Source organism: Bacteroidota bacterium (genome assembly GCA_036522515.1).
Lineage (GTDB): Bacteria > Bacteroidota > Ignavibacteria > UBA10030 > SZUA-254 > VBOC01.
Map to the genome: position 1 here is coordinate 18684 of DATDFQ010000048.1, position 25416 is coordinate 44099.

At 57.4% G+C, this 25416-nt stretch carries 15 protein-coding genes; 13 read left to right on the forward strand and 2 right to left on the reverse strand.

The genetic code is table 11. The features are described 5' to 3' along the window. Positions 1-4: 4 nt before the first annotated feature. The 10 genes from VI215_08825 (at position 5) to VI215_08870 (ending at position 21390) form a co-directional block, all read left to right on the forward strand. Complete coding sequence (locus VI215_08825; protein HEY6192409.1) at positions 5-352, forward strand: hypothetical protein; 348 nt, start codon at positions 5-7, stop codon at positions 350-352. Positions 353-378: 26 nt separating this feature from the next. Continuing rightward, positions 379-1131: an antibiotic biosynthesis monooxygenase gene (locus VI215_08830; protein HEY6192410.1), complete on the forward strand. Its 753-nt coding sequence runs from the start codon at positions 379-381 to the stop codon at positions 1129-1131. Positions 1132-1139: 8 nt separating this feature from the next. Then, complete coding sequence (locus tag VI215_08835; GenBank protein HEY6192411.1) at positions 1140-3782, forward strand: protein kinase; 2643 nt, start codon at positions 1140-1142, stop codon at positions 3780-3782. Between the two features lie 132 nt (positions 3783-3914). Further along, a complete protein-coding gene (locus VI215_08840) occupies positions 3915-6617 on the forward strand; it encodes a protein kinase (protein ID HEY6192412.1) in 2703 nt (900 codons plus the stop codon). Between the two features lie 131 nt (positions 6618-6748). Beyond that, positions 6749-9445, forward strand: a complete 2697-nt coding sequence (locus tag VI215_08845; GenBank protein ID HEY6192413.1) for a protein kinase — start codon at positions 6749-6751, stop codon at positions 9443-9445. Between the two features lie 5 nt (positions 9446-9450). Continuing rightward, entirely contained in the window at positions 9451-12132 is a 2682-nt protein-coding gene (locus tag VI215_08850) for a protein kinase (protein ID HEY6192414.1), read from the forward strand. A 113-nt stretch (positions 12133-12245) separates the two neighbouring features. Beyond that, the gene (locus tag VI215_08855; protein ID HEY6192415.1) at positions 12246-14603 is read left to right on the forward strand and encodes a protein kinase; all 2358 of its coding nucleotides are present in this window, start codon (positions 12246-12248) and stop codon (positions 14601-14603) included. A 428-nt stretch (positions 14604-15031) separates the two neighbouring features. Continuing rightward, positions 15032-17707: an ATP-binding protein gene (locus VI215_08860; protein ID HEY6192416.1), complete on the forward strand. Its 2676-nt coding sequence runs from the start codon at positions 15032-15034 to the stop codon at positions 17705-17707. A 228-nt stretch (positions 17708-17935) separates the two neighbouring features. After that, a complete protein-coding gene (locus VI215_08865) occupies positions 17936-19735 on the forward strand; it encodes a PDZ domain-containing protein (GenBank protein ID HEY6192417.1) in 1800 nt (599 codons plus the stop codon). 29 nt (positions 19736-19764) lie between these two features. Continuing rightward, positions 19765-21390, forward strand: coding sequence for a CotH kinase family protein (locus VI215_08870; protein ID HEY6192418.1), 1626 nt, complete (start codon positions 19765-19767; stop codon positions 21388-21390). An 85-nt stretch (positions 21391-21475) separates the two neighbouring features. Here the strand turns inward: VI215_08870 and VI215_08875 are convergent, their stop codons facing one another. Then, the gene (locus tag VI215_08875) at positions 21476-21835 is read right to left on the reverse strand and encodes a hypothetical protein (GenBank protein HEY6192419.1); all 360 of its coding nucleotides are present in this window, start codon (positions 21833-21835) and stop codon (positions 21476-21478) included. A gap of 200 nt (positions 21836-22035) precedes the next feature. Continuing rightward, entirely contained in the window at positions 22036-22770 is a 735-nt protein-coding gene (locus VI215_08880; protein HEY6192420.1) for a hypothetical protein, read from the reverse strand. A 391-nt stretch (positions 22771-23161) separates the two neighbouring features. Here VI215_08880 and VI215_08885 point away from each other — a divergent pair, with 391 nt between their 5' ends. The 3 genes from VI215_08885 (at position 23162) to VI215_08895 (ending at position 25290) form a co-directional block, all read left to right on the forward strand. Continuing rightward, the gene (locus VI215_08885) at positions 23162-24184 is read left to right on the forward strand and encodes an LLM class flavin-dependent oxidoreductase (GenBank protein HEY6192421.1); all 1023 of its coding nucleotides are present in this window, start codon (positions 23162-23164) and stop codon (positions 24182-24184) included. A 107-nt stretch (positions 24185-24291) separates the two neighbouring features. Then, positions 24292-24954, forward strand: coding sequence for a hypothetical protein (locus VI215_08890; GenBank protein ID HEY6192422.1), 663 nt, complete (start codon positions 24292-24294; stop codon positions 24952-24954). Between the two features lie 9 nt (positions 24955-24963). Next, the gene (locus tag VI215_08895) at positions 24964-25290 is read left to right on the forward strand and encodes a translation initiation factor (GenBank protein HEY6192423.1); all 327 of its coding nucleotides are present in this window, start codon (positions 24964-24966) and stop codon (positions 25288-25290) included. Positions 25291-25416 lie beyond the last annotated feature (126 nt).

The window sequence follows — 25416 nt, forward strand, 5'->3', positions numbered from 1 at the left end:
TGATATGACGGGGTACATACGAACGCTTTCGACGCTGGTCGACCATGCAGACCGGCTCCAGCAGGTGGAAAAGACAAGTCTCTCCGTGGGCGATTGCATGGTGATCAAGACGTGCAACTCGGTCTACTGTATGCGCGCCCTCGAGGACGGGTTCTGGTCGGCCTCCGGAGGGTGGTTCGACCGGAAGGGGGTCTCCCCCATGAAAGTTCGCATCAACGGGTGCACCTGGGGCGGGAGCGCCATCAAAATGGATATCGCGGCCGCCTGCGGTCTCTGTCTCGAATTCGGCAACAGGCTGGTGACCAGCCCGATCCGGAGGATCTTCATTTTTTCACACGGGAGCGAGAACTAAGGAACAAGGAGGGTGATGCCATGTACATGCGCCTCGTCCATATGAAAGTGAAGCCCGAACGCCTCGGCGAACACCACAAGATGTACGACGAGGAGGTGATCCCCGCGCTTCAGACCGTGCCGGGCTGCCTGTTTGCCAATCTCATCGAGAACGAGCATCACCCCGGCGAATGTATCTCGATGACGCTCTGGAGCACCAGGGACCAGGCGGACAAGTACGGGCGGAGCGATAAATTCAAGGAACTTCTGGAGAAGGCCGGGCCGTTTCTGGCCGACTCTTCCGAATGGAAGATTCACCTGTCGGAGGATCTCACCCTGCTCTACGACGAGGTGAAGGAGGAACCGGTGATCGACGCATACGAAGTGACCGCGGGGGAGAGGTCCGAGGGGGCTTCCCAAAAGCGCACCGCCGCACTGTTTGTCCGGATCGTTTCCCCCCACCTTCGCGAGGAGAAACTCGAGGAATTCAAGAACATTTATACGAACGACATTCTGCCGGTCCTCCGTCAGGTGAAGGGGTGCCGGTACGCCTACCTCACGGAAAATGCCCGGGAGAAAAACAGAATTATTTCGCTCACGATCTGGGACAGCAAGCAGGATGCGGAGGCATACGAGCAGAGCGGTCTCTTCGAAACATTGAAGGCGAAAATCGAGCACACGTTCGCCGAGGTTTACCAGTGGAAGATGCAGCTTGAAAAGGATTCCGGAGGACAGGTCGTCACCAGCGAAGAGATGACAGTGGGCGGATATCGGGTGGTCGCAGGAAAGAGCTTCTTCTGATCCTGCCGATGATCGGAAAAACAGTCTCCCACTATAGAATACTCGAAAAACTGGGCGAAGGAGGCATGGGGGTCGTCTACAAGGCCCAGGACCTCGAGCTCGACCGGATTGTGGCGCTAAAATTCCTCCCTGAACGGCTCACCTCGAACGACGCGGAGCGCGCCCGCTTCCTCCAGGAAGCGAAGGCCGCATCCGCGTTAAATCATCCCAACGTCTGCACCATCTATGGCATCGATGAATTCGAAGGCCAGAAGTTCATCGAGATGGAATATGTCGACGGGGTGACGCTCCGCAAGCGCATAGCGGAATCCCCGCTGAAAACGGCCGACGCCGTCGCCTTCGCGGTGCAGGTGGGCGATGCGCTGCATGAAGCCCACACCCAGGGGATCGTGCACCGCGACGTCAAGTGCGAGAATATCATGGTCAACTCCAAAAACCAGATCAAAGTCATGGATTTTGGGTTGGCGAAGCTGAAGGGGTCTCTCAAGCTTACCCGGACCTCCTCGACCGTCGGAACGCTCGCCTACATGGCCCCCGAGCAAATCCAGGGGGGCGAAGTCGACGCGAGGTCGGATATCTTCTCGTTCGGCATCGTTCTCTACGAGATGCTCACCGGGCACACTCCTTTCAGGGGAGAGCACGATGCCGCGATGATGTACTCGATACTGAACGAAGAACCGGCGCCGGTCGCCCGGTACCAGCCGGACGTGTCGCCGGAAATCGACCATATCATCAGGCGGGCCCTCGAAAAAAATCCGGCGGACCGTTACCAGCACGTCGACGACATGGTCAGCGAGCTCCGCCGGAGCCAGAAGCAATCGTCCCGCGTCGCCAGGCCCGAATTGTCCGGAACGGAGAATGCAGCACCCCTTTCGGGGCAGGATTCCCGCCCGAAGCGCAAGTTCTTTGTCCTCGGGATCGCCGGGGCGATTCTCTTCGCAGCTGCTGTCTTGATCGTTCTGCGGATCACTCATTCTTCGAACACCGCGCCCGGTTCGGCGCGCAAAATGCTGGTGGTCCTGCCGTTCGAAAACCTGGGCACCCCGGAGCAGGAATATTTCGCGGACGGCATCACGGAAGAGATTACGAGCAAGCTCTCCGGCCTTTCCGGACTCGGGGTCATCGCGAGGTCGAGCGCGAAGCAGTACAAGAAGACAGACAAAACCGTCAAACAGATCGGCGACGAGCTCGGCGTCTCCTATGTGCTGCAGGGAACGATCCGGTGGGAAACCTCGGGAAGTTCGAGCCGGGTGCGCGTCACTCCCCAGCTGATAAACGTTTCCGACGGAACCCAGATCTGGTCGCAGCCGAGCGAGGCGGTGCTCGCCAGCGCATTCAACCTCCAGACGGAAATCGCGGGCGAGGTCGCCAATGCACTGGACCTCACCCTCCTTCAGAACGAGAAGAATACCCTGGAAGCAAAATTGACCGAGAACTCCGAGGCGTTCGATTCCTACCTCCGCGGGAACGAGTATTTGAGCAGGGGTATCAGTCAGAGAGGGTATCAGATCGCCGAGCAGATGTTTGAAAAAGCCGTCGAGCTGGACCCGAAATTTGCCCAGGCATACGCGAAACTTGGCGCGCTGCATTCGCATATCTACTGGGAGTACTACGATCATTCGTATGAGCGGGTGCGTAAATCGAAAGAGGCTGCGGAGAAAGCGCTGCAGCTCGATCCGAACCTCCCGAACGGGCATGGAGCGATGGGGTGGTACTACTACCACTGCCTGCGGGATTACGACCGTGCCTTGAAGGAATTCAACCTCGCTCTGAACATCCAACCCGAGAATGCGGATTTGTTGTTGGGTCTTGGCTCGATCAGCCGCCGGCAGGGGAAATTCGAAGAGGCGCTTTCTTACTTTCAACACGTCGTGAGGATCGACCCCCGTTCGCCGGGGCTTACGCTCGACCTCGCCGCCACCTGCGTCCCCATGCGGCGGTACGCGGAAGCGGAAAGATATCTGGACCGGTCGATCGGTATCGCCCCCGACCTGGTGCAACCATATTCCGATAAGGCGCAGCTTTACCTGTTATGGAACGGAAGCATCCCCCGCGCGCGGGAAGCGCTCGAGAAGGGGGCAAAGCGAATGATGGGCGGAGAGGATCAGCTCTTCAGCTATACGTCGATCCTGGTCGACATCCTGGACGGGAAGTACAAGGAGGCGAGCGGGCAGATCAACTCCGCAGGGCTCAAGGTGTTCGAATACCAGTTCTGGTTCGTCCCGAAAGAGCTGCTTCTGGCGCAGGTGGCCGGGTACCTCGGAAAATCCGGTGAAGCTCGATCCCAGTATGAGAAGGCCCGGATCATGCTCGAGCGCGAAGTCCGCCAGCATCCCGAAGACGGCAGGATGCGTAGCTCGCTCGGAATCGCCTATGCAGGCCTGGGGCGCAAGGAGGAGGCAATCCGTGAAGGCCGCCGCGCCGTCGACCTTCTTCCGATTACGAAGGAGGCCATGATCGTGCCGATTCGGATGCAGGACCTTGCCCAAATCTATCTGATGGTGGGCGACAGGAAGGCGGCGCTCGACGAATTGGAGAAGCTTCTTTCCATTCCTTCGTACCTGTCCGTTCCGTATGTGCGGATTGACCCGCTCTGGAAACCCCTCGCAAAAGACCCGCGGTTTCAGAAACTGGTCGGGGAGAGCTCATGATCGGACAGACCCAATATGTCATCCTGAGCGAAGCGAAGGATCTCAATGTTTGTGGAGACCGAAATGTGAGATTCTTCGTCGCTTCGCTCCTCAGAATGACAACGAGAATCTATAACTGAAGAATCGAGTAAGATGATCGGTCAGAACATATCGCAATACAAGATCCTCGAGAAGCTGGGCGAAGGCGGGATGGGCGTTGTGTATAAGGCCGAAGACACGAAGCTCGACCGCTTTGTGGCGTTGAAATTCCTTCCGCCACACATGAACGCCTCCGAGCAGGACAAGGCCCGCTTCGTCCAGGAGGCGAAAGCCGCGGCGGCGTTAAACCATCCGAACGTCTGTTCGATCATCGACATCCAGGAGCACGACGGACAGATGTTCATCGTGATGGAATTTGTCGATGGCCATACCCTCAGGGAGAAAAAAGAGTCGATCAGCTTCAAGCAGGCGATCGACATCGGAATCCAGATCGCCGACGGCCTCGCGGCGGCGCACGAGAAGGGGATCGTCCACCGCGACATCAAGCCCGACAACATCATGATCCGCAAGGACGGGATCGCGCAGATCATGGATTTCGGGCTCGCCAAACTGAGATCGAGCGGAAGCAAGATCACCCGGTTGACGAAGCAGGGAAGTACGGTCGGAACGGCCGGCTACATGTCGCCGGAACAGGTGCAGGGACACGATACCGATCATCGCTCCGATATTTTTTCATTTGGCGTGCTCCTCTATGAGCTCTTCAGCGGCCAGCCCCCGTTCAAAGGTGTGCACGAGACGGCTCTCCTCTATGAGATCGTCAACGTCGACCCGCCGCCGATGTCGTCTGTCAGGCCGGAAATCGATCCGGCTCTCGATTCGATCGTCGGGGAATGTCTCGCGAAGGAACCCTCCGAGCGGAGCCAGTCGGTCGCCGAGGTGGCGAAGGATTTGCGCCATTACAAACGCGAATCGAGCAAGCAGCGGATGAGCCGGACTTTTCCCGCACAGTCGGCGGTTCGTCAGACGGCCGCCGCAAGTCAGAGGGATCAGGAGCCTGCGCCCGGACTTGCAGTGCCCCGGCCGCAAAGGGCAATCATACCCTGGGGAATCGCGGGGCTTCTCCTTGTGGCAACGCTGTTTCTTCTGGTCCGGCTATTCCTCGCACCGGCGGAGTCTCACCCGGTGGTCGTGGCATCCATCCTTGCGCCTGACAGCGTCTACATCCATTCGTATGGTCAGGGGGCGGGCCCGCCGCAAGTCTCTCCCGACGGGCGGCAGGTTCTTTTGCTTGGCGTGACTCCGGACGGCATTTCCCGGGTCTATATCCGCTCTTTCGCCGAGAATGTCACCAGGGGCCTCGATGGAACAGAGAACGCGCAATATCCGTTCTGGTCGCCCGACGGAAAGTCTGTGGGGTTTTTTGCCTCGGGAAAAATCAAGAAAATCGACGCGGGTGGCGGATCGCCCGTCACGGTGTGCGACGCCCTGAATCCGCGAGGTGCGACGTGGAGCTCTTCCGGAACAATCCTTTTCTCTCCGGATTACCAGACGGTGATCTTTCGCGTTTCCGAAAATGGAGGCGCGCCGGTGCCGGTCACAAAAATCGACACGGCGCGGAACGAGTCTTCTCAGCGCTGGCCGTTTGCGCTGCCGGACGGCAAACACTTCCTCTATTTCTCCCGGATCTCGTCCGGATCCGGCGAGGCGGAAGGCCATGCAGTGTATGTCGCAAGCATCGACGGGGGTGAGAACCGGATGGTTCTCCATACGACTTCGAACGCCACGTATGCGGGGGGAAACCTGCTGTACGTCCGCGGTTCGACCTTGATGGCCCAGCGGTTCGATCTCTCTTCCCTGGAACTGAAAGGAGATCCGGCGCCGGTCGCGGAGGATGTTATGTTTGATCCGGGATTCAACCTCTCGGTGTTTTCCGCCTCGGAAACCGGGATCCTGGTCTATCAACAAGGCAGGGTGCGGTCGGGAGCGAAGCTGTTACTGACCGACCGGACCGGAAAAACGCTCTCCACTCTTGGCGAAAGTATCGAGCATTTCTATGTCCGCTATTCGCCTGACGGCCAGCATATCGTGGGGAGTATTTTCGATCCGAAACTATTGCGGCTGAACTGCTGGGAATACGATCTTCGCACGGGCGGGAGAACGCGGATCACATCGGGTACCAGCGAAGGATATCCATTGTTGTCTCGCGACGGCAGTGTGCTGATCTTTAACTCCCAGCGAACCGGGAATTGGAACCTGTACCAGAAATCCATGAAGGGCCAGGGGGGCGAACTCGCCCTCCATCCCGGCCCCAGTGAGGATTACCCCGCCGATTGGTCGCCGGACGGCTCCTCAATCTTGATTTCGAGAATTGAACCCTCGAAGACCAAGTCGGATTTGTGGTTGATGCAACTGAGCGGCGCCCGCGAACAGTACCCCATTGCGAATACCGACTTCGACGAGATAGATGGGAAATTCTCCCCCGACGGAAAATGGATCGCCTACGTCTCTAATGAAAGCGGCGAGTACGAAGTCTACGTGAAACCCACAGGAAAATCCGAAACCCAAAGCTGGAAGATTTCATCGGGAGGCGGGGGGGTTCCCCGCTGGGCGGGCATCAGCAATGAGATCTGCTATGTGAACAAAGAGAACAAAATGACGCTCGCCACCCTCCGGTACAAGGACAAGACCGTCGAGGTTGTGAACACGCACCCCCTCTTTACCGCGCCCGTTTTTCTGGAGAGCTACTCGATCTCTCCGGACGGCAAAACGATGGTGATCAATCGATTTCTCGAGGCGACAAAATCCGTCCCGTTGACGATGATGCTTCATTGGGACGAGGCGTTGAAGAAGAAATGATGATCGGACTGATCGAGGATGTCATCCTGAGCGAAGCGAAGGATCTTGCTTTCAAATGGATTCGGAGATTCTTCGTCGCTTCGCTCCTCAGAATGACAGAAACGGTATATTTTTCAGGAGCGGGTGCATAGATGATCGGAACGACTCTATCGCAGTATAAGATCCTCGAGAAGCTCGGCGAAGGCGGGATGGGAGTGGTGTACAAAGCCGAAGACACCAAGCTCGACCGCTTCGTGGCGCTCAAGTTCCTTCCGCCTCACCTCAAGGCGTCGGCGCAGGATAAGGCCCGGTTCATCCAGGAGGCGAAAGCCGCTGCGGCATTGAACCATCCGAACGTCTGCTCCATCATCGACATCCAGGACCGCGAGGGGCAGATGTTCATCGTGATGGAGTTCGTCGACGGCCAGACGCTCCGGGAGAAGAAGGATTCGATCAGCTTCAAGCAGGCGATCGACATCGGAATCCAGATCGCCGACGGACTATCTGCCGCCCACGAAAAAGGCATCGTCCACCGGGACATCAAGCCCGACAACATCATGATCCGGAAAGACGGAATCGCGCAGATCATGGATTTCGGGCTCGCCAAATTGCGGGGAAATGTCTCCCGCCTGACGAAGGAGGGGAGCACCGTCGGCACGGCCGGCTATATGTCCCCCGAGCAGGTACAGGGTCAGGAAGCCGATCACCGCGCGGACATTTTTTCCCTCGGAGTCTTGCTCTACGAGCTCTTCACCGGCCAGCTTCCCTTCAAGGGGGTCCACGAGACGGCACTGATGTACGAGATCGTCAACGTGGATCCGCCGCCCATGTCGGCGGTGAAGCCGGAAATCGATCCGGCGCTCGATGCGATTGTTCTCGAGTGCCTCGACAAGGATCCCAACGAGCGGACGCAGTCGGTCAAACAGCTCTCCATCGATCTGAAGCGCTTCAAGCGGGAGTCGAGCCGCTCGAGAGTGAGCCGGATTACGTCTGCGCGTCCCGCCTACCAGCCGCCATCGGCCGGTCCTCGAGGCGCTCAGCAGACCACAGCGGAAACTCCGGCACTCCGGACGTCGGGGATGCCGGCGTTCCTTCCCTGGATTGTCTCGGCGATCCTGGCGCTCGGGTTGGGGGGCATAGCCTTCGTTCACTTCCGTGAAACACCCCCCGAAATTCCCTCCATCACATCTTCGATCCTTCCGCCGAATCGGACGGTATTCGTCAACGACAACGACGGCGGGCACGTCGCTCTCTCTCCCGACGGGACGATGCTCGCGTTCGCGGGATCGGATACATCCGGCCGGAAAACGCTCTGGCTGCGCCCTCTGAACTCAGGCTCCGCGCAACAGCTCACTGAAACCGATGGGGCAGAATACCCGTTCTGGTCGCCCGACAGCCGGTTCATTGGATTCTTTGCGGGAGGCAAACTCAAGAAGATCGCGGCTTCCGGCGGGCCGCCATTCACTCTCTGCGAAGCGCCCAACGGGCGCGGCGGCGCGTGGAATCAGGAGGGGGTCATCCTCTTTGCGCCGCGGTTCGACAACACAGGAATCTACAGAGTATCCGTCAACGGGGGAGAGGCGGCGGCGCTGACGTCGCTCGACTCCAGCCGCAACGAGACCAATCATCGCTGGCCCCTCTTCTTGCCGGACGGGAAACACTTCATCTACACGACACAGGCGAAGTCGCGTAGCTCGGAATACTCCGGGGCACTGTATGTCGCTTCGCTCGACGGATCGACGAACCGGCTCCTCGCAAAAATCTCGTCCAATATGGAATTCGACGGCAAGCGCCTTCTCTATGTCCGGCAGGGATCGCTGGTGGCACAGCCGTTCGACCTGAACAAGAATGAGTTTACAGGGGATGCAATCCCTCTGGCGGAAAAAGTCGAATATTCGATCGACAAAAGCCGCGGGCTCTTTTCGATCTCCCGGAATGGCCTGCTTGCATATCAGGCGGGGGGCGAGTACCGGCGGCTCCCCGTCTGGTATGACCGGACGGGTAAGAAACTTTCCACCGTCAGTGACCGGTCTGTATCGTACTGGGGCCGGCTCTCCCTCGATGGGAACAGAATGGCCATGGACTCCCCCGATCCCCAGGCGAAGACGAACGATATCTGGATCCTCGACCTGAACAGGGGGTTAAGTACGAGGTTCACCTTCGATCGTGCCGATGACATTCTCCCGATCTGGTCTCCCGACGGGAGCCGTATTATCTTTAGTTCGGACAGAGGGGGAAGTAACAGCCTCTACATCAAGAATTCGAGCGGGACCGAGAGCGAGCAGGAATTCCTCAAGACGGATGAAATCCTCTACCCCAGCAGCTGGAGCGGAGACGGCCGTTTCGTCCTGTACCAATCGGTCGGCTTGAAGACGAACTGGGATCTCTGGACCGTGCCGGTGGAAGGGGACCGGAAGCCGGTTGTGTTCCTGAAAACGGAGTTCAGCGAACAGAACGGACGGTTTTCTCCCGATAGCCGGTGGGTTGCATATGAATCCGACGAGTCGGGAAAGACTGAGATTTATGTGCGGCCGTTCCCTGCGGGCGGAGGGAAGTGGCAGGTATCGACAAACGGAGGGCGAGTTCCCATGTGGCGGCAGGATGGCAAGGAATTGTTTTTCTGGACAACTGACGGCGCCGTCATGAGTGCGGAGGTGAACGGCTCCGGCACGACGTTCACGGTGGGCAAAACGGATGCTCTCTTCAGCGTCCCGCCGAGTGTCGGCTTGATCACGACCGACGTCACCGCGGACGGGCAGCGTTTTCTGTCGTTTCCGGTCGTGGGCGGACAGGCCACGCCTCCGCTCACGCTCGTGACCAATTGGGAAAAGGAGCTTATTAAAAAGTGAACGAAATGATCGGTCGGACAATATCGCACTATAAGATACTCGAAAAACTCGGCGAAGGGGGGATGGGCGTGGTCTATAAGGCCGAAGACCTGAAACTCGAGCGCCCGGTCGCGCTGAAGTTTCTACCGGGCAATCTCCTTTCCTCGGCCCAGGACAAGGCGCGGTTCGTGCAGGAAGCGAAATCGGCCTCCGCCCTGAATCATCCCAATGTCGCGACTGTCTATGAGATTGATGAAGCCGACGGCCAGATGTTCATTGCGATGGAGTTCGTCGACGGGACGACACTGAGGGAGAAGATGGCGGGCATTTCGCTGAAGCAGGCGGTCGATATTGGCGTTCAGATTGCCGACGGGCTTGCGGCCGCTCATGAAAAGGGGATTGTCCACCGGGATATCAAACCTGAAAATATCATGGTCCGGAAGGACGGTCTCTGCCAGATCATGGATTTCGGCCTCGCGAAGTTGCGGGGAACCAGGAGCAAGATCAGCCGTCTCACAAAAGAGGGAAGCACGATCGGGACTGCGGGCTATATGTCGCCCGAGCAGGTGCAGGGGCAGGATGTCGATCACCGGAGCGATATTTTCTCGCTCGGCGTGGTTCTCTACGAACTTTTTACAGGCGAGCTCCCGTTCAAAGGGGTCCATGAGACCGCCCTCCTCTATGAGATTGTGAACGTGGACCCCGCTCCGATGTCGGCGGTCAAACCCGAGATCGAAGCGAGCCTTGACGGGATCGTCCTCGAGTGTCTTGCGAAGGAACCGTCGGAACGGTACCAGTCGGTCGCGGAAGTTGCGAAGGAGCTCCGCCGTTTCAAGCGGGAATCAACGAGGGCGCGTGCGACACGCACGATCGCCACCCGCCAGTTCACGCACCCGGCGGGTCAGCCCGCGGTAAACCAAGCCCCGGAGTCGAGCCCGGCAAGCCGCCCTGGGAACCGGTGGTTGTGGCCGGCAATTTCCGTCCTCCTGGCGGGAGTAGCGGTGTTCATCGCGTTGAATCCCTTGCGACATGAAGCCGTGACTGCCCGTGCGGTGATGCATCTTTCCATCCAGTTTCCTCCCGATGCGCCGCTCGTGGGGGCCAGCACCGGACTCGCACTCTCGCCGGACGGCACATTCCTTGCCTACCTTGGAGGATCGATTAGTGGAGCCCAGATTTATCTGCGCCGGATGGATCAATCGACGGTTCAGGCGATTCGCGGCACCGAAGGCGCCAATGACCCGTGTTTTTCGCCCGATGGCCAATGGATCGCATTCTCGGCCGGCGGAATAATCAAGAAGGTATCGGTGTTCGGCGGAGCTCCCGAGGAGATTTGCGCCACGCAAGGAATTCCCCGCGGCATCTGGTGGGGTGCCGATAATTCCATTCTCTTCGGGCACATCAGCCGGGGTGTGTTTCGCGTTTCCCCGAAGGGGGGAACGCCCGAACCTGTGACCGCTCTCGACTCTGCCGCGGGCGAGGTCAGTCACCGGTTTCCACAACTTCTCCCGGACGGGAAAAGCGTCCTCTTCACGATCAAGAATAATAACATCGTCACATTCGATGAAGCCGTGATCGCCGTTCAGCGGCTCGGCACCGGCGAGCGCAAGATTCTGGTTCACGGGGGAACGTTTGCGCGCTATCTTCCGAGCGGTCATCTGACATACCTTCGGGGGAGTACGCTCTTTGCGGTCCCGTTCGATCTCGACCGTCTGGAGGTGACAGGTCCTCCGCAGCCGGTCGTGGAGGGGGGCTGGCTCAACAGGGGTTCAGGAGACGCGAACCTGGCTTTTTCGAATACGGGGACCCTGGTGGTCGCACCCGCGGGTCCCCTTTCGTATGAGAACATTTCGATCGCGTGGATGGATCGAACCGGAGCGATGCAGCCGCTTCTTGACACGCTTCGCTCATATAATGCGGCGATACTCTCTCCCGACGGTGAGAAACTTGCTCTCGGCATCAATGCCGCAAATGACGATATCTGGATTTATCAGATAAATCGCGGAACTCTTACCCGGCTCACGTTCGCCGGGGGCAACAACGACATTCCCGTCTGGTCGTCGGACGGCAAGTACGTTGTGTACCAGTCCGAGAAGGGGAAGTCCCCGAACATCTTTAGAAAGGCCTGGGACGGAAGCGGAGTCGAAGAGCGTCTGACGCAGAGCCCTGACGCACAACTGCCGTCTTCGTGTACCCCCGACGGGAAGGCCATGATCTTCGGGCAGAACAGCGATCTCTGGATGCTTCCTCTCGACAACGACCGGAAACCGGTTCCTCTCCTCCAATCAGCCGCACATGAGTTCGGCGGCATCGTCTCGCCCGACGGCCGCTGGATGGCGTACTCGTCGGACGAATCGGGTAAATTTGAAATAAATGTTGTTCCGTTCCCGGCGAGGGACGGGAAATGGCAGATCTCGACTGGAGGGGGAACGAACCCCATCTGGTCGCGAAACGGCAGGGAATTGTTCTACGTAAACGGAACATCGCTGATGGCGGTCAAGGTCTCGTCCCAATCGACATTTGACTACTCCGTACCGCAAAAAATCTGTGAGATTCCCGCCACGGCCCAGGTTAACGACATCTCTCCCGATGGACTGCGCTTTGTCGTTCTCTCGACAAAGTCTCTTCAGTTCACGATGCCGCAGGTAGACGTGGTGGTCGATTGGTTTCAGGAATTGAAGGGCAAGTTCGCGTCAACCAAGAACTGAGCTGTCATCCTGAGCGCAGCGAAGGATCTCGTCTTGCAAGGATGGAGATCCTTCGGTCGCTCCGCTCCCTCAGGATGACAACGAGAGAGTCTACCTTTATGAACGCATAAGAAATGATCGGTCAGACCATATCCCATTATAAGATCCTCGAGAAGCTCGGCGAAGGGGGGATGGGTGTTGTGTATAAAGCCGAAGACCTGAAACTCAGGCGGACCGTCGCCGTCAAATTTCTCCCGAAACGCCTCTCGATCCACGACGAAGAGCGCGCGCGGTTCACGCTCGAAGCCCAGGCCGCTTCCGCCCTGAACCACCCCAACATTTCCACGATCTACGAAATCGACGAGGCGAACGGCGAAACGTTCATTGTCATGGAATACATCCCCGGAGTCACCCTGCGGGAGTGGATACGGCGAAAATCGGAGGAGACGGGCGGCTACCGGAAAACCGGCCTCAAAGAGTCGGTCGATATCGCGATCCAGATCGCCGAGGGATTGGAGAAGGCCCACGAAAAAGGGATCGTTCACCGTGATATCAAGTCGGAAAACGTGATGGTGACGGACGACGACCGCCGCGCGAAGATTATGGATTTCGGTCTCGCGAAGCTCGGAGGAGTCAGCAAGCTGACCAAGACAGGTTCCACCGTCGGCACGATCGCCTACATGTCCCCCGAGCAGGTGGAGGGGACCGAAACCGATCATCGTACGGACATCTTTTCCTTCGGTGTGCTCTGCTATGAGATGTTCACAGGCCAGCTTCCCTTCAGGGCCGGGCACGAGACGGCAGTCATGTACGAGATCATCAACGTGGAGCCGGCGCCATTGGTCGACCCCGGAAAGGGGATTGACGCGGAGCTCGACCGGATCGTGATGAAGTGTCTGGAGAAAAACCGGGAGGACCGGTACCAGTCGATGCGGGAAGTCTCAGTCGACCTCCGCCGCTACAACCGGGATTCCGTGGGGAAGAGGATCGAGCGGTCCTCAAGCGCGCTCGATGCCAGTCCCTCACACCCGTCCCCGCCGCAAAGAAAGGGATTCCCCGTTTGGGCGATTGCGGCCGTTCTCGCTGTGCTGCTGGGAGGCGGAGCGTGGTACTATCTCACACATCGGTCCTCGTCTCTCGATTCGCTCGCCGTGCTTCCCTTCGTGAACGTGACCACCGACCCCGAAAAGGAATATCTCACCGAAGGGATCACGGAGAATATCATCAACAAGCTCTCGCAGCTCTCCGGGCTGAGGGTAATCCCGCGAAGCATGGTCGCCCGGTATAAGGGAAAGGATTTCGACCCCCGGGAAGCCGGGAAGGAGCTCAATGTCAGCGCCGTCCTCACCGGCAAGGTCGTCCAGCGGGGCGACGAACTCACCATCCAGACAGAATTGATCGACGTTCAGAACGTCTCACAGCTCTGGGGCGAACAGTATAACAGGAAGTTGTCGGACGTGATAACCGTCGAGGAAGACATCATCCGCAAACTATCCGAGAAACTGCAGACGAAGGCGACCAGCGACGAAAAAAAGCAGCTGTCAACGGGACGTCCTGCTGATCCGGAGGCGTATCAGCTCTATCTGAAGGGACGCTTCTACTGGAACAAACGGACAGATGAAGCGAACAGCAAGGCGATCGATTTTTTCCACGAGGCCATCAAGAGAGATCCGGGCTACGCGCTGGCGTATGCCGGGCTTGCCGATTGTTACCTCGTGCTCGGCGGGCCGATCGACATGCCGAAAGTGAGGGACGCGGCGATGAAGGCCCTCGAGTTGGACGACAATCTTGCGGAGGTGCACAACTCTCTCGCGGCCGAGTACGCCTATTTCGAATTCGACTTCGTCAACGCCGAGAAGGAATACCGCCGGGCGATTTCGCTCAATCCGAACTATCCCACGGCGCATCACTGGCTTGGCGAATTCCTCATTTTCCTGGGGCGGTTCGACGAAGGGCTAGCCGAATACAACCGGGCCGTCGAACTCGATCCCGCTTCGCTCGCGATCGCCTCCGATCTCGGAATCGGTTATTTCTTCGCCCGGCAGTACGACAAATCGATTGAACAACTGAAGAAGACGATCGAGATGGACCCTCATTTCGTCCGGACGCATTACTATCTCGCGCAACCCTACCTGCAGAAGGGGATGCCGGATGCCGCGTTCGATGAACTCGTCAAGGGAATGGTCGCCGACGGCGACAGCGCAAAACTCATCGAGGATGCAAGACAAACATACACCCGGTCCGGCTTCAAGGGGCTGGCGCGGATGCAGCTTGACCGCGGCGTCCAGTTTTCGAATTTCGAGGGCCTCTTTTCCGTAGCGCGAAACCGCGCGGTGGCGGGGGACAGGGAGCTGGCTCTGAGCGAGCTGGAACGGGCATATGAGTTGCACGACAATGTCGTCGTCACGATCAAAACCGATCCGGTCTGGGATGCTTTCCGGAACGAAACGAGATTTATCGCGTTGATGAAGAAACTGGGTTTTGAGAAATGATGCCCGGGATGTAACAGGAATCGGAGAAGATCCGGACGTCGCTTGAACCTGGGAGGGTTCCCGTCCGGCGTTATCCCGCGGCAGATTCTCCTCGAATCTCCCGCTTGACTGATATCACACGCCTGCTTCCTTTTTCCAATATATTCGATACATTCGTCGGGACGAAAGCGATTTCGGCGGGGATTGGGGATATTTGCGTGCAATTCCAGCCAAATTGTCCGGCGGTATGGTGGTTCGTCCACCGGAAGCAGCCCCGGGAAACCGGGAGTGTGACCGGGGGCACGGAGAGGGATTGGCGCCACGACGGTCTTTGTGCGGGGTCGGATGGTGTAAAAACGGAAACGTGAACTGTCAGTGATGATGGACTCGAAAAGGCTTATGATGGAATCGAAATCCAAGACTGCGGCGCACCAGGGGTGTCGGGAAACATGGTGAAGAACCTGGCCAATCTTTCGATGCGGGCGAAGCTTGCGCTCATCGTCATCCCCCTCATGGCGGCAATCTGTGCAGTGATGTACCTCTCGTTTCTTCCGAAGATCACCTCGGCGGAGCGTCAGGCGGCCGGCGAGCGCGTGCGAACAATGACAGACCTCACCGCCCGCGAGGTTACCTTCGCCCTGCGGGGGGATGATCCGCGCGAGATCGCTCGTGTCGTGGACAGTATCGGACGTCAACATGATCTCGGCTACCTCGTCGTGAATTCCGATCCCAGCACGACCCTGGGGGCGTTCAGGATGGATGATGCACGATCGTGCGACTTTCAGGTTGTCGGACCTCAAAACGAGCTCGATGTTGCAATCTATAAGATCTCGCTGCCAATCGCGCGAAAAAAACATGCTCCCTTGCTCTGCTATGCCGGTATCGCGCTGCAGGACATCCACGCGGCGAGTGACCGCGCCCGCTCTTCGCTCGAGGAGACGGCTCTCATCCTCTTTTTCGGAGGGACCCTTCTGGCGCTCGGAGCGATCCTTCTCGTGACTTACCCTCTCGTCAAGGTTGTGAGAATCGCCGAAGAGGGAGCAAAGGGAAATTTGCCGGGACGCATCACGGAGAGGTCGAAAGACGAAACAGGGCGTGTGACAGCTGCCCTGAATACGCTCTTTCTCAATATGGAAACCACCGCCAAGCGAATCGATAATCTGGCAGTAATGCTTAATAATCGCGATCATGAGCTCGCGGAGGAAGTGGACCGGCGGAAGCTGAGCGAGAAGCAAATCCAGCTATCAAACCAGATCATCACCAAGGCGAGCGCCCTCATCCTTGTCACCAATGCCGGGGGCGGGATTGACTATGCAAGCCCCTCGTTCTTCACGGTTCTGGGCTACAAGCCGGAGGATCTCCTTCAGGACGGCTGGTGGAAGCTGACGTTGGCCGACGGCATGGAACGAATGAAAGAACGCACGCTCACTGCAAAGTGCGCTTGCGGCGAGCAGCCGATAAAGCAGGTTCCCTACGAACGGCAGATCGCCGATGCGACAGGAAATCTCCGGTGGATCCTCTGGCAGGACACCGTGGGCCTTAATCGGAGCCTCATCAAGGTCGGACAGGACATTACGGAACGGAAGCTGGCTGAGGAACAAATCCGCGAGCAGGCGGCGCTGCTCGATATCACCGGGGATGCGATTATCGTACGTAACCTCGAAGATTCCATCCTGTTCTGGAACCGGGGGGCCGAGAAGCTGTATGGAGTGAAGCAGGGCGAGGCTGTCGGAAGGCCCGCACGCGAGCTCTTCCGGCAGGAGAGCTCGTCCGGGATCGGGGTTGCATATACGAGCGTCGTCGAAAACGGCTCCTGGGTGGGCGAGCTGAGGCAGGAGACCAGGGATGGAAAACAGCTCCTGGTCGAAAGCCGCTGGACGTTGATGAACGATAACGAGGGCAAGCCCAAATCGATTCTCGTCGTCAATACCGACGTGACGGAGCAGCGGCAGCTCGAATCTCAATTCCGAAGGGCGCAACGGCTGGAAAATATCGGGACGCTCGCCGGGGGAATCGCGCACGATCTGAATAACGTGCTCACGCCGATCCTGATGTCGATTCAGGCGTTGCAAAAACGGCACAGCGACGAAAAGACGACCCAGCTTCTCTCCATGATCGACCTCGCCGCGCGGCGGGGTGCGGACATCGTCAAACAGGTGTTGACGTTTGCGCGCGGGACCGAAGGGGAACGGACCCTCCTCCAGCCCAAGCATATTCTCCGGGAAGTCGAGCGGATCATTCGCGAGACGTTCCCGAAGTCGATCGAGCTTCATTTTAACCTCCCGGCCAACTTGTGGACGATTATCGGCGACGCGACGCAGCTCCATCAGATTGTGCTGAATTTGCTCGTGAACGCGCGCGACGCCATGCCGCAGGGCGGGAAGCTCGTCCTCGCGGCCGAGAATATGGTCGTCGACGAAGGACATGCGAAACAGTATTTCAACGCAAAGCCCGGAAATTACGTCACGGTGTCCGTCACCGACACGGGCACCGGTATACCGCCGGAAGTCCTGGACAGAATCTTCGACCCCTTTTTCACGACGAAGGAAGTGGGAAAGGGAACGGGCCTTGGCCTTTCCACCGTGATGACCATTGTCAAGAGCTACGGCGGGCTGATTACCGTCAACAGCACTCTCGGCAAAGGGACGGAATTCAAGGTGTTCATTCCTGCGACCACCGTGGACACACATCACCAGAAGGAAGACTCCCAGCGCAAACTTCCCTCGGGACACGGAGAATCGATTCTGGTTGTCGATGATGAGGTCTCGATACGGGAAATCACGAAGGAAACACTGGAAGCCTACGGGTACAAGATCCAGACTGCGAAAGACGGCGTCGAGGCTCTCACGTACATCGAGAAGAACCGGAATAAGTTCCGCCTGGTCCTGACCGACATGATGATGCCGAACATGGACGGGGGCTCGCTGATTCGCACGCTCCAGCGGCTCGCGCCGGAGATCAAGATCATCGCCGTCAGCGGACTCACCGATCCGGAGACCCTTGATAAGATCAAATCATCCCGGGTCGAGGCGTTTCTCCCCAAACCGATTCAGGCGGAAAACCTGTTGAAGATCCTCGATACGATCCTGAATTCAGACGAAGAGGAAACGCAGAAACTCCGCTGAGCGTTAAGCCGTCATAACGCACTCTCACCACCTCGTCATCCTGAGCGAAGCGAAGGATCTCCAACTTTTCTTGACACTCCCTCAAATTCTCCCTACCTTACCCGCACGCGTTCGCACCACCTAAGTAGATCTCCCGGAAATCAGCACCTCGCACAATCAGAACGTTTCTTGAGGTGAAATCTGCGACTCCTGGTTCACAGTATCGTTTTCCATCTTCTACTCTCTCTCATGGCCCTCGCGCAGCAGCCTTCCGTCCACTATACGCTCGGCATGCCGAAACCGGCGAGCCATCTGTTGGAAGTCGGTTTGACACTCGACGGATTGCCGTCTCATGATTCCACGCTGGAATTCATCCTTCCTGTCTGGAGGCCGGGACGATATCTCGTACTCGATTTTGCCGGCGGAGTGCAAAACTTTTCCTCCATGGATGGCGATGGAAAGCCCCTTGGTTGGGAGAAGGTGGAAAAATCGCTCTGGCGCGTCCGGACCGGGGGTGCCGCCCGGGTGTCGATCCGGTACACCGTCTACGCGAACGAGTTTAATCTCCGGACCCGCGGCCTGAACGAAGACCACGCATTCATCGACGGTGCGGCCGTGTTCATGTACGTGGAAAAATACCGGCGTGTTCCGGTCCGTCTCGCGGTCAATCCGTTCGGAAACTGGCATGTCACCACAGGGCTCGACGGCGAGGGGTCGAAAGGATCGTCCGCTCCTGATGAGAAGAGGTTCATCGCGCCTGATTACGATTATTTCGTGGATTGCCCGATCGAGGTCGGGACGCAAAAGGATTTTCCCTTCACGGTCGAGGGACGCAGGCATGTCCTCAGCATCGCGGGGCAGGGAAACTGGAATCCCGATACCCTCGTTCGTGACATCACCCGGATCATCAAGACCGAAAAAGACTTCTGGGGAGACTACCCCTACCAGCATTATCTCTTTCTCGTTCACTGCGCGCCCAACGCCGGCGGCGGCACGGAACACATCAATTCTACGATCCTCGGGACGAGGCCCTTCATCTTCAAAAATCTCGACACGTACCGGGGGTTTCTCAGCCTCGTCGCCCACGAGTACTTCCACACCTGGAACGTCAAACAGCTTCGTCCGAAAGGGATCCATCCGTACGACTATACGAAGGAAAATTATTCTCCCGAACTATGGATCGCGGAAGGCACCACCTCGTACTACGACAATCTCCTGCTCGTCCGGGCTGCCTTCATGGCCCCGGACAAGTATCTTGCGAATACCGCCGGCGCAGTTCAGAACGACCGCCAGCGTCCGGGAAACACGGTCCAGTCGCTCGCGGAATCGGGGTTTGACGCATGGGTGAAGTATTGGAGGGGAACCGAACAGTCGTTCAACCTTGAATCCGATTACTATTCCAAGGGGGCGAATGTCAGCCTCCTGCTCGATTTGGAAATCCGGCACCGGTCCGGGAACGCGCACTCCCTCGACGACGTGATGCGAACGATGTACAAAAGATTTCCGCTCTCGGGAACCGGCTACACGCTTTCGGATTTCCAGAAAGTCGCGGAGGAAATGTCGGGAGGACCCCTGCAGCCCTTCTTCGACCGGTGCGTCTATGGGACGACACCCCTGCCCTGGGAGGAGTGTCTCGCCTACGCCGGGCTCGACCTTGTGAGATTAGATACGACTCTCAAACCCTGGATCGGTCTTGGTACGACTGACGCCGGCGAGAAGACCAGAATCACCCAGGTGATCGCCGGGTCTCCGGCCGCCGCAGCGGGCCTCGACATCGGCGATGAGCTGCTTGCGATGAACGGGTTCCGGGTCCGCACTGCCGATCTCACCGAGCGTATCAATCAGCTTGCGGAGGGGGAAGAAGTGACATTGACGGTCTTTCGGACCGATCGGCTTCGCGAATACAAGGTGAAGGTCGCCCGCTCGCCGGTCCCGGCTTACAAGATTGTAAAAAAGACCAGCCCCACAGACCTCCAAAAAAGTATCTACCAGGCCTGGCTCAGCTCCAGGATCGATTCAACAGCTGCGGCATCGGGGACGGGAAAGTAATCCCGCCCCTTTTCTCGCCCGAACACCCGATGAATCGTCTGAAAACTCTCCTCCTTTTCCTGTTCCTGACGGGTACCGCCTCCCCGGCACAAATTCCCGAATTCAAAATCACGATGAAGCCGGCGGACCGCGAAACTCTCTTCACACGGGATTCCTTCAGCAACGAGGCGCTACCCGCTACTTTTGAGGCAGGGGGTATTCTCTGGAACGACGTCCAGGTTCGTTTTAAGGGCCGCTCGAACCGGTTCTTCCCTAAAAAATCCTATCGGGTCAAATCGAACGGAAAGCGCATGTTCAGCGGAGTCCATTCGATAAACCTCCACGCAATGTACACGGACAAATCCTTCCTGCGGGAAAAGCTCTCCTGGGACTTTTTTAAAGACATCGGGGCGCTCGCGCCCGGTGCATCGTACGCCCGCCTGACACTCAACGAAAAGCCCCAGGGGCTCTACCTCCGGGTCGACAGGGTCGACAAGGATTTTCTCAAGGTGCACGACAGACCCACCGGTTCGCTCTATAATGCGGGGGGATACTATTCGCTTGCAGATATGACGCTTCAACCGGAGAACCTGTTAAAAATGTATTATCCCAAGGAAATCGGAGATGAGGACGATTTCCGCGACCTCGAAGCGCTCCTTCACGGGATCAACGACACTCCCGATTCTTCGTTCGCCCGGGTCATGGGCAGCCTGTTCGATTTGAACAGTGTCTTCGACTGGCTTGCCGGAAACATGATCCTCGCGATGGGGGATTCCTACAACAAGAACTATTATCTGTACCGTGATCCATCCCGGAGCTCGCAGCAGTGGACGATCATTCCCTGGGACTACGACGAAACATTCGGGCTTAGCGGGGATCTGGCAGTTCCGTACCCGGCGTCACTCCTGAATGATGGTTTCGAATATGCCTTTCCACCCCTCTCGGGGCCTTCCAACGTCTTGAAAGACAGGCTGTGGAAAGACCCCCATCTTCACGCAGAGCTGGCCGGGCGGGTAGACTCACTCCTCCGCGCCGTGTTCACGGAAGAGCACATGTATCCAAGGATCGACAGTCTCGCACTTCTCTTACGCGATGCGGTCAAAGCGGATACGGCGAAATGGGGAAGCTACCAGGATTTTCTCGACAACGTGGAGACGATAAAACATTTCGTCACAGCCAGAAGGAATTTTCTCTTGAAAACGTTGCACGGGGTACCGTCCGTGGTGGAGTATGCCGCAACGGTGAGCACAACGAAGACCGGGGTGCCGTACCACTTCGTCGGAACCGACGGAGTCCTCCTCGCCACGATGAAGTTTTCAGCCCTGCGCGGACTCGACAGCGTTCGCATCGAAGCGTTTCCCGATTCGCTCCCGCCGGGCATAACCAGACGTGATTCCGGGCGCACCATCAGGCGATGGCTTCGCATCACTCCGATGCCGGCGCATGCGACATTCACTGCGACGCTTCAGTGGACATATAATGACGCCACATCGACCGACCGCGAAGTCGGAAAAAGCGTTAAGGACGAGCGTGCACTCCGTTGCTTCATCCGCGCCGCCGACAGATGGATCCCGCTCCCCTCACACGTGAATCCGTTCGCAAACGTTGCGACGGTCGATTCGATTACGGAAAAAGAGTGCGGGGAGAATTCCTACCTGGTGTTATTCGTTCCTTAATCATTTGTCATCCTGAGAGAGCGAAGCGAACGAAGGATCTCCACCGCCCGTCATCCCGGCATGTTTTAGGCCGGGATCTTTCTTCTTAGTCGGAATTCCGGAAAAACACCGAGATACCGACCAGAAATTGCTGCTCGGTAAAATCACGAACCGGGTCGTTGAGCACCCGCCGCAACCTGTACTCTGTCCGGAATGCCGCGTGCGGGCCATTGAGAAAGCGAATTCCTGCGCTCACTCCCACCGGATACCTGACCTGTTCGAAACTTCCCAGCCACTCCTGGCGGATCCCGCCTCCAACTGCGATAAAAGGATAGAGAGGGCTCTCCCAGAACGCCTTTTGCCAGGATGCAGACACCTGCACGTTGAGCAAGTCGAGCGAGCTGACGTGAGAATATCCAACCTCAAGCTCGGCTCCGCCCAGCCCACCCGGGGCTTCAAAGAACATTCCGCTCCGGATCGCAAGATCATATCGAGAATTCCCCTCGATGGTCACCATGGATCCCGACAAATTGAGCTCTATGGCACCGGGATGAAGTCGCGGCGTAACCATGGTGGAATCTGACTGTGCGCGAGCCGGGTCCGGATGCGCGACAAGAAACGCCGTGCAAAGCATGCAACCAATCAACGGAGAAAATCTTCTGTTCTTCATCTCTCGATTCTCCAGCTTCTGGATAATTCAAGTTCGGCGGGTTTCCCTGAGGGTGTGTAATCGGAGTTTTGGGGCCCGCCCGACCCGTCGGCACTCCAGTTCCACCAATACATTCCCGCTACCCAATCGAGGTCGGATGTGGCCCTGAGAGCTGCCCAGTAGAGATTGGCCTGTTCCGTCAGGTCAATCGCCCGGTCGCCGCCGAATGCAAAGGGATTCATCCCGGCTCCGCTCAGGCTCGGATAACCGATTTCGGTCAGGATAATTCTTCGGCCTGTCTGTTCATACAGTAAATGGAGCCGCTCGAGCCAGGGTTGCCATCCTGAGAGGATATCGAACCTGCCCGGGTCAGGCCTGGTTGCGACCGGAAAATAGAAATCGATTCCAACGAAGTCCAGGCTTCTCCAGAAAGGGACTTTTGCGGCTTCATCCCACGATGCCGCGTAGGTGATTTCACCATGATATCCCGCCCTTATGAATTGAATGACCTCTTCCCACCGATCGTTGTACCGGATTGTTCCGGCAAGTTCAGTCCCGATGACGAATTGAGCAGCGTGGACAGATTCGGCCAGCGAGACGAGCGGGGAGAGAAACTGCTTGTAAGATTCGAACCATGCGGCAGGATCGGAAGGTGCGATGAGACCTCGCCAGGTACCGTCATAGAGATCGACATGTGGTTTTAAGACAACTTTCAACCCCAGCGAGGCGGCGCTCGCAAGGGCGTGGCGCACAGATTCAAGAGTTGGTGTGCGGGTAGAGTCAATTTGGACACGGTCTGAGGTTTGGCTCGATTGATACGCCGTGACAATCACAGTCACATGCGTTGCGCCGATTGAAGCAATCGCTCTTAAAGCGCTGTCGGACGTTGCACGCGTGTAGCCGTTGGGGCTCCAATCGACCAGAGTGATGCCGCGTATCGATGCCGGGTGGGAACCTCCCGCTTCATCCGGCAGATGCTCGCAAGCGGCAAGAAAGGAAATGAGGCAAAGGCAGAGCCCCCACGATAGCTTGAGGACTGCGTTATCAGAATCTCTCGAAATGTGGTGCATCGGTATGAATTTACAAATTTTGGCATTTCGATGTCAATTTGCTACCTTCCTTTTTCCCGAATCGGAGAGGTGGATGGAAATCGGAGTCGACAGTTTTGCCGCCATGTTTACCAATCAGAGCAGCACATCCGCCGATGATGCGCAGGCACTAGCCAGGTTGCTCGAAAGAATGGAACATGCAGAGCAGGCCGGCCTTGACGTGTTCGGAATCGGGGAGCACCACCGAAAAGGCTTCCTTGATTCTGCGCCGGCTCTTATTTTGGCCGCGGCGGCGGCACGAACGAAGCGCATCCGCCTGACGAGCGCAGTCGCCGTGCTGAGTGCCGCAGACCCGGTAAGGGTTTTTCAAGAATTTGCAACTCTGGATCTGATATCTGGCGGGAGGGCCGAAATGGTGGTCGGGCGGGGATCGTTCATAGAGGCATTTCCACTCTTCGGTTATGACCTGCAGGATTACGATGACCTCTTTGCCGAAAAGCTCGGCCTCCTCCTGAGTATTCGCGCCAATGAGTTTGTTACGTGGTCCGGTAAATTCCGTCCGGCACTCAATAACCTGGGGGTCTATCCAAGACCCGTGCAGGATCCTCTGCCCATCTGGTTAGGCGTGGGAGGGACGCCAGAATCTTTCGCTCGCGCCGGCAGCCTGGGCCTTCCGCTGATGGTTGCGGTGATAGGAGGCGAGACTCATCGCTTTCGTCCTTTGGTGGATCTCTACCGGGAGGCAGGAAGAAGAGCGGGTTTCCGGCCGGAACAGTTGAAAGTGGGCCTGCACTCGCAGGGTTACCTGGCAAAAACCACACAACAAGCAGCAGATGATTTCTACCCGGGCTATGCCGAAACAATGACAAAGGTTGGCAAAGAACGCGGGTGGCCGGCCATGACAAGAGGCTGGTTCGATGCGCAACTGGGACCGCAAGGCGCGCTGCTGATCGGGAGCGTCGAGGAAGTGGCGAAAAAGATCCTTCACCATGCGGACGCGCTCGGGGGCATCTCGAGGCTCACCTTCCAGATGGATGGTGCCGCACTGCCGCACGAAAAACTGATGCAATCGATCGAGTTAATCGGTACACAATTGAAGCCGTTACTTCAGGGATAGACGTGAAGGCATCCTTGTGCAGTGGCAATTCCGACTGAAAGACAAGCGTGAGTTGGGTAGTGACTCAATCAGGGTGTTGCTGGAGGTGGGACGAAAGGAGGAATAGCATGAAATATACTTCACAGAGAATTGATTCGAGGAGCAGGTTTATTCCATTTGTCGGCCTGTTCTTTTTCTTCGTTGTCCTCTGCGATTCGACCCTTGTTGGGCAGGAAGAGACGCGGCGCGAGGTCTCAGCGGGCGTGGGGATATCTATACCGATGGGACCCGAGAGTTTCACCTATGAGTGGAACACGGGCTTCAACCTCGGCGGAATGGTGACGAGTTCTATTTCTCCGATTATCAGCCTGGGAATCGCGGTCGATTACAGCAGGTATGGATTTGACATCAACAAGCTCCTGGTGGCCCCTCCGGAACGGCCACAGGTGGTGGTGAGCGGTGGCGCGGCAAACATCATCTCCATCAATCCGGTTTTTCAGGCCAGGTTCAGCCGCAATAGGGAAAAGCTAGCAGCGTTTGCTCTTGTCGGGCTGGGGTATCACCATGAATCGACAGGCGATCTGACCTTATATGATATTCCTTCAGGTCAATTCGAAATCTTTTATGGTACAAGTCATTCCGCCGTTTCGCTGAGCGCCGGGCTCGGCATCGATATTCCGGTGAACGAGAGCACGGGGATTATTCTACAGTCCCAATTTTTTAACGCCTTCACCGAAAATCAAGCGACACAGTATGCGCAGTTTCGGGCGGCCATGAGGTTCACGCTCTAAATGGTAAGAGTGAAACTGAAATCCTTTTCCGATCTTAGTCAACTTCTACCACCGTCGGGAAAAAGCGAGCACGCAGCGGCCGGTGATACGCATGATGGCAAGGGCAAGACCGCCCGCATTTCCCTCGACACGAAAGGACGAAAAGGGAAAGCCGTCACCGTCATATCGGGATTGCAGCACAATCCCGAAACGCTGAAAGAGATTGCCCGGATCTTGAAGGAGCATTGCGCCACGGGGGGAACTGTGAAAGAGGGTGCTATCGAGCTGCAAGGTGACCAGCGCGTACGGGCGACGGAAAAGCTGAAGAAGATGAACTATGCGGTGACCAAATCCTGAAAAATCCAAATACGTCCGGGTGAAAAACGCATGAATGTAACGGTTGTCCTTCTGGCAGGAGGTACGATTGGCCTTCTCACCGGAGCAAGTATATTTTTCGAACCGAGAGAACCCTACAAGCTGGAA